A 7344-nucleotide genomic window follows, 5' to 3' on the forward strand; every position below is an offset into this window, starting at 1 on the left:
CCTCAGCCTGGCGGATCACACCCATGATCTGCGCGTCAGTAAAGCGATCACTCTTCATCAGAATCTCCTCATCCTTACGCTGAGAAAATTCTCATTCAAAAGCCACTCTTTTTATGGGGGGATTACCTCCCCAGTCGTTTCCTCTCGGGCATCAGCGGCGCAACGCACCTTGCATTGTGGGCATGCACCTTGAATCCAATCTTGCCGGAGCAGTCATGGCTTCAAAATTATGATATATTGAAATTCCATAATGACTTTCCTGCCAGGTGAGAGGCGCATGTCCAAATTTTCCGGGTCGTTAGCTGACATCGACATAAGGTTACTACGTGTGTTCGTATCCGTGGCAGAGCACGGTGGTGTCAGTGCAGCGGCCTCTACCGCCAATGTTGATCGCTCGACAATCAGCAGACAGCTTACGGAACTGGAAACGCGGCTCGGACTTTGCCTTTGCAGTCGGGGGCGTTCGGGCTTCTGGCTTTCTGAAGACGGGCATGCAGTCCTGTCATCAACATATGACTTACTGAATTCTCTTCGTGATTTTGAACGGCGGTTGCATCAACTTCATGACCCATTGCGCGGGAAGCTGGCCATCAGCATACCGGAAGGTGCCTTGAGCCATCCGCGTTTTCATTTGCCCCGTGTCATTGGCCGACTGTCCAGGGCTGCCCCCTTTGCTGAAATAAGCGTCTATGTTGAATCTGCGGAACAGATTGAACGATCAATACTTAACCAGAAGTCGCATATTGGCATTACGACAACCCTCGGGCATCGCGACGGACTAGTTTACCATACCCTTTTTTCAGAGACAAACCGGCTGTACGCAGGATCGGACCACCCGATCTGGCACCAGCGGACAGATATCGCGACTGACACGATAGCCAATCATATCGTTGCAACAATGGTTTATGACTGCGGTATGTCTTTACAGATCCAGCGTCTGAAACTGCAGCGCGGTCCGATGTCCAATTCTATCGAGGGTATTGCGACATTCATCCTGAGCAATACCGTAATGGGTTTCCTTCCGGCGCATTTTGCACAGGGCTTTGTCGAACGCGGCCTTATGCGTCCGATAGAACTTCAGTCCACAGACTACGAAATTTCCATAAATTGTGTGTATCGTGAAACTGAGAAGGATATTGGCATAACAAAAATGATGCTGGAACTTATGGAAATTTAGGGTCTGTTAGGCGTTGATATAATCTGCTTTGGCAGCGATGAGGATGGCCGAGAGGAAAGATACGGGGGTCTTCTCATATCGGGTCGCGACAGCCCGGCATTCCTTGAGCCTTGCCTGTTGATTTTCACTGAGAACTGATCCGGGCAGGGCGGAAATTTTCATAGTGAACTGCCCCGGGTTTACCGGAGAGTAAAACTCTCGGAGGATGATCCCTATGGCAGAGTAGAAGAAAACATCGTGTTATTCGCCTGAGTTCCGTGAGCGCGTCGTGCGCCTTCTGGACGAGCATCAATCGATTACCCGAGCCTATCGGCGGCCTGTCGCGAGATTGGTTGCAAGCTTGGCTGCTCGGGCGACAGCCTGCACGACTGGTGGAAGCAGGCCCGGCGGGACGCGGGGACGCAACCGGGGCCGACCACGGCTGAGACGGCACGGATCAGAGCGTTGGAGCGTGTGGACTTGTGACGGTTTTGTGCCGGTATGTGATCTCTTTTATGCAGCTTTGGCCTTGAAAGCGAGTGGGTTGATACTCCCGAGACAGGAGTGGCGCCGTCGCGGATTATAGAAGCCGTTGATGTATTGAAAGATGGCGGCTATTGCCTGACGCCGTGTTGGCCAACTTTGTCTCCAGAGCATTTCGGCCTTCAGGCTCTTGAAAAAGGTCTCGACCACGGCGTTGTCGTAGCAGTTTCCCTTGCCGGACATGGATGGTGTCATCCTGTATTGCGTCAATTTTTTCTGGAAATCATGGGAGCAGTATTGGCTGCCGCGATCAGAATGGAAAATACAGCCAGGTGGTGGATTGCGTAGACGCACCGCCATATCGAGCGCCCTGATAGCAAGGGCCTTTTTCATCCGATCACTGGCGGCCCCACCGATAACGCGGCGGCTGAACAGGTCAATGACAACAGCAAGGTAAAGCCAGCCTTCGCTGGTCCAGATATAACTGATGTCGCCTGCCTATTTCCGATTGGCGGCATCAGTCATGAAGTTGCGGTCCAGAATATTGGCTGCAAAACCAAGGGTATGATGACTATCGGTCGTGACGTTGTGCCGACGCGTACGCACGGGACGAATATCGTTGGCTTTCATCAGTCGCCCCACACGACGCTCACCAACAGCAAGCCTGCTTCTTTGATCTCTATGGTCATCCGCGGACGGCCATAGGTCCGGTTACTCAGGGCAAAATGCTCGCGGATATGCGCCAAAACCTTCAGGTCGGTGCGCTGGCGCTCGCACATGGGCCTGGAAACCCACGCCCGGTAGCCACGCGTCGAGACCTGCAGGACCCGACACAGACGCACGATGGGCCAGCGGTCACGGTGCGTCCCAATAAACGCGAACCTCACGTCTTTTGGCTCGCACCGCGGTTGAGCGCGATCCTGACCGCCTCGCGGCGAACTCTTCTGTCTGCTTCAATGCCATGGTCTCATGCCTATCTTGTTGAAAGCTTGAAACGCTCAGTCAACCGGCACAGAACTGTCACAAGTCCAGCGGTGGGTCAGGACTGTCATGCCCCGGTCCGGCCCATATGGGGATCCGTACGGCTTGGCCTGCCATTCTCGATATGTCCCGCCAGTTGGATCAGGTGATGGGCGTGATGCGGGTCTTGAATGGTCAGGTCATACCAATGGTCGGATACAGCGATCGGCCATATGGTGTCGGTTGTCACATTGGGGGGCAATTCAGTTTCGTGCGTGGTATGGGTATAGGCGTCTTCAATCCGGACCGTGCGGGACGCATGGTCATGGTTATGCAGCGACAGTACCGCCACGTCACGGGTGGGGTCGTAACGCAGGGTCACGTCCGGCAAACCTGTACCCAGAAACTGGCGGAAAAAACCGTTGGGTCCATGGACGGTCACGGGCAGGTTGCCATGGGTTGTGACTGGTAGGGTCATATCGGATCCGGCGCCCAGCGTATAATGGCGTGTTACCTTGCCATCACGGATACGCAGTACCACCCCCTGGCTACCTTCATTCGCAATATGGAGGTGTCCCGGCGCCATCAGGTCCGCATGCAGCCGGTAGGGCAGGGCGCGGGCCGGGCGTTGGCCGGGTTCCTGCTGCGGCAGGGACTGCCGGGCGGGAATGGTGGGCTTGGGCAACATGCATGACTGACGTGTTTCCGCCAGATAGGTATCCGTCCGCGGCAGGTGGGCGGTCCATCGGCGATCCGTCTGCGCGAAGTCGAAAATGGAGGTCATGTCCCCGCATACGGCCCGTCGCCATGGGGTGATGTTGGGAGCCTCTACACCAAAACGCGCTTCAAGAAAGCGCAGGACGGACGTGTGGTCGAATACCTGTGAATTGACCCATCCGCCCTTGCTCCATGGTGAAATCACGATCGCAGGCACGCGCGGCCCCAGTCCTACCGGGACGGTGCGATAGGATTCTCCCATGGTCGCGACCGTACTGCCGCCATGCCGTGGGTCAAGTGCAGGGACCGGCGGAGGAACGTGGTCAAAGAAACCATCATTTTCATCATAATTCAGGATAAAAACCGTTTTGGCCCAGACATCGGGATGTCGCACAAAGACATCCATCAACTGGGAAATCAGGTGTTCACCGTAACCGGGCGGGGCGTTAGGGTGTTCCGACAGGGCGGCTGGTGGCACGATCCACGAAACCTGCGGCAGCCTGCCGTGCGCGACATCATCTTCAAAGGCGGCGACAAGGTAGCGGCCTTCGGTATCATGCATGTTGGTGGCAGTTGATCCCGGCACGATCATGCGGGCGCGCTGGTATTCCCATGACCGGGGGTCAAGGTTGCGGAATTGTGCAAAGGACGCCAGCGGGTTATCGCCAAAATTGTCATATTCCTGATAAACGCGCCACGACACGCCCGCCGCCTGCAGTTTTTCGGGATAGGTGGTCCAGCGGAAGGGTTGAAAATCGGCCCGGTCATGCGCCATGTCCGCCGACCAGTTGCCATCATCGACATTCTGTATGGCCTGCAATCCGTCATTGCCGACCGCCAGTCCGTTCGTGCCGGTGAAGAAGAACAGACGGTTGGGGTTGGTCGGCCCGAAAATGGAGGCATGATAGGCATCACATACCGTAAAGGCATCGGCCAGCGCGTAATAATACGGGATTTCCGCACGGGTGAAATGACCCATGGTCATGGCCGTCTTGTGTGGCACCCATGTATTCCAGTCATTCCATGCCGTCTGTGTGTCCTTCCAGCTATGGTCAAGGCTGGCGAGGCAGGCGCTGGAGGTATGTGCAGTGTTGAACAGGAAGGGCATGACATGGCCGCCCTTCCCATCCGGTTGTGCAAAGACGCTGCTGCCATCAGGCAATTTTTCAGCGCGGGGATCACCATATCCCCGCACGCCCTGCAGACAGCCGAAGTAGTGATCGAATGACCGGTTTTCCTGCATCAGGATAACCACATGCTCCACATCCTGTATCGTGCCGGTCACCCTGTTGGGGGCGACCGCCAGTGCCCGTTTCAGGTTTTCAGGCAGTGCCGCCCCGATGGCGGCAGCAGCACCAAATTTCAGGAACTGACGGCGATTGGCGATATCGGACATGGTGTGTGGTCATCCATATGCTGATGTAAAGGGCGAAGGCCTGCGTGGTGATATCAGAAAAAGTGTTTGCGCAGGGTGAAGAACACCATGCGTGGTGCGCCAGCCTGCAGGGTCTGGAAGGTTCCACCGGGATCATTGACCTTGAAGCCATTGCTGCCGACTGTGGCGACATAGCGTTTGTCAAACAGGTTGGTAACGTTAATCTGGGCATCAAGACCGCGCAGCGCCCAGTTATGGCTGTGGAAGCGGTAACCCACATTCAGATTGAAGATATCGTTCGGCTTGACCCACTGGTCATTGGTATAGGTATAGGTCCGGCGCCCCTGGTACTGCATGCCGATATTACCCCAGATCGTGCCGTCATCATAACTGATCTGGACATTGGCCAGGTTGCGCGGCATGGCGACCACGCTCTTGCCCCGGGTATTGTAGGTAATGCCGTTCGAGGTCAGGTTATCATCATAAACGGAGTCATTGTACGAATAGGATGCATAAAGCGACCAGTTATCGGCAAAACGGTAATTGAATGCCGTATCAATGCCGCGGGATGTAACGCCGCCCACATTGCTCAGGACCGACGGGTTGCCTTGAATGCCGGCGCCTTGCGTAATCGAAAGAAGGCGATCCTCGAATTCAATGTAATACCCGGTGATCGATGCCTGGATCCGTTTGTTGTGGAAGCGGTAGCCGATTTCCTCGCTGTATGACATCTCCGGATGGATCTTGTTCTTGATCGCATTATAGCCGGCAGTCGTTGTTGCAAACGGGCTGGTCGCGCCAGTAGTGGAGTTGTCAAACGCCGCCATGTTGCGTGAGAAGTCGGCAAAGATTTCGTTGTTGTGGTTGATACGGTAATTTGCCCCAATCTGGGGCAGGAAGCCGTTGGCCGATGTGATCGAACCCGACGCATAGGGGTTTGCTGTTGGCGTGCCCATGTAATTTCCGTCCAACTGCCGGGCTTCATTGTCCACCACGAGCGACTTGAAGCCATAATTCAGCTTCAGCGCCGGTGTAATCTGCCATGTATCCTGAATATGGAACTGGTAGGTTTTGGTGTTGAACGCGCTCTGCCACTGGGTATCAAACGCATTTCCGCCGAACCAGTGGACGGAACTGCCGGGATACTGGTTGCTGCCAAGCGGATAGAAACGCCGTGCCTGCTCGAAATCATTGTTTTCAAACCAGAAACCACCTTCGATCGTATGGTGGCCAATATTGTATGACAGGCTGGAGATCACGCCTTCACGATGAATGTCATATTCCGTCGTGCGGGTAGAAAGGGGGGACCCGCCAAGGGATGCAGGGGTCGCGGTATAGGGCGTGACCCATACACCTTCGCCCGTATTGGTATGGCCATAAACGCTGACAAAACCCTTCAGATGGTCGGTAAAGCGGAAATCCAGTTTACCGTATCCCAGAATGTCCTGACGCAGGCCGGCGGAATTGTAGTAGGACTGGTCCTGATCGGCGATGCCCGAGGGGAAGGACGTGCCGTTCTGGTACGCGGATGCGATCTGTTTGGCCAGGCCGTAATTGCCTGTAACGTTATCAACGTTATAGCCTTTGGTCGCGATCATATGGTTGGACAGGTCCTGATAATCGTTTTCCGCGCGCTGGCTGTAATCACCAAACAGGGTCAGCTTGACCTTGTCACCCAGTGGCTGGATGAACTTGGCGTTGGCCTGCTGCTGCTGCTGGATGCCATCGCCTTTCCATTTGTTGGCGTCCTGATAATCATAGGATACATAAAGTCGGCCGCCACCGGGCAGGGTGCCGGAATTGATACGGGCGAATGTGCGCCATGTGCCGTATGATCCCACGGTACCCGCTACATCGACACCAAATTTCTTGGTCGGGTCAATGGATGTGAATTCCAGTGCGCCACCAAGGTCATTTGACGCAGCAACTCCGACCGCGCCAGCGCCCTGTGCCAGTGTGGCCGGACCATTGTTTTCCGTCTGCAATGCACGACCGATTGAAAGGCCGTTATCATTACCGTAAGCAAGGTTGCCCAGCGGGATGCCATCCATGGTAAAGCCAAGGCGGCTCTGGTCAAACCCTCGGATGATGATCTGCTGTGACCATTCATACGATCCCAGCGGATCGGATGAGGTGAACATGACCCCCGGCAGCTTGGACAGGGTCTTGAGCGGGCTGGTGCCAGGGGCGACTTCCTGCAGCGCAAGGTGGGACAGCGACTGTGTTTCACGCGCGGCACCAGCGCCCATGACAATGATCGATTCCGCCTTGGTGGCGGTTACGGAATCCGCGCTGGCGTTTGTCGTGGCTTTGCCTGCGGGGGGCTGGCTGCGCTGGTCCGTCTGCTTGGTTGCGGGCTGATTCTGTGCCGTGCTGGCTGCATGGGCATTATGGAAAAACAAAGAACTCATGCATGTTGTGAGGAGAAGAAACGTGTTCTTTTTCATGCAGCGTGATCCCTCATGACAAGGCCCCAATTGATGGTGGTTGAATGATGCGGCACACCCTATGTTTGGGGTTTCATGGTGTCTCGTGATGTTTTTATGAAGCTATGATTTCAGTATTATTAAATCTTCATATTCTGCATCTGTAAAAATAACTTAGTGCTTGTGAAGTTATTTTTACGTAGACTGTTAATTTTTTTATTACATTC

General features: G+C 54.9%; 3 protein-coding genes and 2 pseudogenes. 2 read left to right on the forward strand and 3 right to left on the reverse strand.

The features are described 5' to 3' along the window. Positions 1-193, forward strand: a pseudogene (locus F1542_RS17020) (hypothetical protein); the annotation flags it as partial. 84 nt (positions 194-277) lie between these two features. Next, positions 278-1177 (forward strand): LysR family transcriptional regulator, encoded by a 900-nt coding sequence (locus F1542_RS01165; RefSeq protein ID WP_193731402.1) that lies wholly within the window; start codon positions 278-280, stop codon positions 1175-1177. 492 nt (positions 1178-1669) lie between these two features. Here the strand turns inward: F1542_RS01165 and F1542_RS01170 are convergent. The 3 genes and pseudogenes from F1542_RS01170 to F1542_RS01180 all read right to left on the reverse strand — a co-directional run. Beyond that, positions 1670-2541: pseudogene (locus F1542_RS01170) on the reverse strand (IS3 family transposase); the annotation flags it as partial. 146 nt (positions 2542-2687) lie between these two features. Then, positions 2688-4712, reverse strand: coding sequence for a phosphocholine-specific phospholipase C (locus tag F1542_RS01175; protein WP_193731403.1), 2025 nt, complete (start codon positions 4710-4712; stop codon positions 2688-2690). Positions 4713-4765: 53 nt separating this feature from the next. Further along, on the reverse strand, positions 4766-7102 hold the full coding sequence (locus F1542_RS01180; protein WP_227672361.1) for a TonB-dependent receptor: 2337 nt from the start codon (positions 7100-7102) through the stop codon (positions 4766-4768). Positions 7103-7344 lie beyond the last annotated feature (242 nt).

The sequence above is a fragment of the Komagataeibacter sp. FXV3 genome (assembly GCF_015155755.1).
In the GTDB taxonomy this organism is placed as follows: Bacteria; Pseudomonadota; Alphaproteobacteria; order Acetobacterales; family Acetobacteraceae; genus Komagataeibacter.

Excerpts from the sequence above, each read along its gene's own strand:
- F1542_RS01180 (WP_227672361.1), bottom strand. The coding sequence starts at position 7,102 with ATGAGTTCTTTGTTTTTCCATAATGCCCATGCAGCCAGCACGGCACAG.
- F1542_RS01165 (WP_193731402.1), top strand. The coding sequence starts at position 278 with ATGTCCAAATTTTCCGGGTCGTTAGCTGACATCGACATAAGGTTACTA.
- F1542_RS01175 (WP_193731403.1), bottom strand. The coding sequence starts at position 4,712 with ATGTCCGATATCGCCAATCGCCGTCAGTTCCTGAAATTTGGTGCTGCT.